Below are 2325 nucleotides of genomic sequence, written 5' to 3'. Positions count from 1 at the left end.
ATTTTATCCTCAGGGTTCAGGTAATGAACATTCCCTGTTGCTACTACCGGAATATTCAGTTTCTCGCCGAGCTTTGTGATGTTGGCGATGATTTCTTTTAACGCTTTTTCATCCCTGACGAGTTCAAGCTGGAGCAGGTGCCGGTAGACTTCAGGCGGCATGACTTCAAGATAGTCATAAAATGAAGCGATGTCTTCGACCTCTTCCGGCGATTTCTGCATCATGCCTTCGAATACTTCGCCTTTGTCGCATGCCGAACCGATTAAAAGGCCTTCTCTGTACTTTTCAAGCTGTGACCTCGGGATCCTCGGCACCCTGTAAAAATAATGGATATGTGAAAGCGACACGAGTTTGAAAAGGTTTTTCAAACCTGTCTCATTGACTGCCAAAAGGGTCGCGTGATATGGCCTTGAACGCTGATAGGCATTGGACTGCCCCATATTTTCATTCAGCTGATCGTGGTACATGATATTTTTTTCGGCCGCGTCTTTCAACATTTTCACAAGGAGATAGCCCGTCGCTTCGGTATCATAAATCGCCCTGTGGTGCTGGGTGAGCTCGATGTCAAACTTTTTACAAAGCGTATTCAGCCTGTGGTTTTTGAATTCCGGATAAAGAAAACGGCCCAGCTCAAGTGTGTCAATGACCGGGTTCTGCACTTTCTCCGAATTCAGCAGACGCTTGTAGGCGACATTGATGAAGCCGATGTCAAAGCTTGCATTGTGAGCGACAAGCGTGTGATCTCCGACCCATTCTTTAAAATCTCGGATGACCTCTTCGGCTTCAGGCGCATCTTTCAGCATATCATCGGTAATCCCAGTCAGCTCGATGATCGTAGCCGATAAAGGGCGATGCGGGTTTGCAAACCTTTCAAAGCGTTCGATGATCTCCCCGCCTTTTACTTTTACGGCGGCCAGCTCGATGATCGTATCATAGACGGCCGACAGCCCCGTCGTCTCGACGTCGAACACGACATATGTCTCCTCTTCAAGCAGACGGTGCACCGGATTGTAGGCAATCGGCACGCCGTCGTCGACGAGGTTGGCTTCAAGTCCGTAGATCATTTTCACGCCATGCTTTTTGCTCGCCGCGAATGCATCAGGAAACGATTGGACAACAGCGTGATCAGTTAGCGCGATAGCCGGATGCCCCCATTTTTTCGCCTGTTCGACAAGCTTGCCGATACTTGATACGGCATCCATCTGGCTCATCGGTGAATGGAGGTGGAGCTCGACACGTTTTTCGTCCTCCGGTGCTGTATCCTCACGGGTTTTCCCTTTGATTTCATTGACATCGTTGGCGATCATCACCAAATCGCGGACGAATGTATCGTTTTGTATGCTTCCTCTCGCCTTTACCCACATCCCTTTTTTCAGGGACTTCATCAAAACAGCGTCCTCTTTTTCACGTGCGAACATTTTGACGAGAATGCTGTTTGTATAGTCGGTTATCTTAAAGATACAAAGCGTTCTGCCGCTTTTCAGCTCTCTTGTTTCAGCGTCGAATACATAGCCTTGCACCGTAATTCTCCGCTCTTCATCCATGATGCTGTCAAGCGTTCTGATCTCTTCAGAGTCTTTAATCTGGTAGCCGATCTGAAGAGGGCCTGACGGCGCTTCATCGTCTTGGGCTTCCTTATCCTGCTTTTCCATTTCGATTAAAGCCTGAAGAGCTCTCTCTTGATCTTCGGCCATTTTTTGCTCTCTGAATTTCTGAATCTCTTGATCTGACACAAAGATTTCTGTGTCGAGCTGGAGCTCAGGAAAACCGAATGTGCAGTAGCTTGACTGGATGAGTGAGCTGTATTTCTTTTTTAAAGCGGATGCTTCTGTATCTGTTTTCGTTTTAAGCAGGATTTTGTTCCCCGTAAGCTTGGGCTTTTGGTCGTTCAAAAGCGTCAAAATCGGCGGGGAAATACCATCGAGTTCCTGGATGCAGCGCGTCCAGTAATCCTGAACAAGCTGCTCGTCAATCGAAGGGTTTTCCGCCTCGATGGAACAGGTGACCTGAGCGATATGGCAACAGGTGATATGGGAAAAGGTGCGGGGCAGCTGGGTGTGAAACCGTTCGAAGATTTGATAAGGCAGGACATTTTTTAATTTAAAGTGAAAGTGCCATGTCTTCTTGTTTTTATGAACGGTCAGCTTTATGATTTGTCCGCCTTCAAGGTGACGGATCATCGTATCTTCCGTTACATTCAGCTGCTGCAGAAGAATTTGAAACTGTCTTCTGTTGACAGAAAGCTGGTCTTCCAAGACAGATTCCTCCCTAAAAGAAAATCATAATTGAAGGTACCTTGGGACGATGCCCGAGGTACCTTCCTTT

General features: G+C 47.4%; 1 pseudogene. It reads right to left on the bottom strand.

From position 1 onward, the window contains the following. Positions 1-2255, bottom strand: a pseudogene (locus C1T29_RS10725) (exonuclease domain-containing protein); the annotation flags it as partial. Between the last annotated feature and the right edge of the window lie 70 nt (positions 2256-2325).

This window comes from Bacillus sp. MBGLi79, from assembly GCF_002953915.1.
The sequence above is the reverse complement of the archived record's forward strand: the minus strand, read 5'-3'. Positions and strand labels throughout refer to the sequence as shown.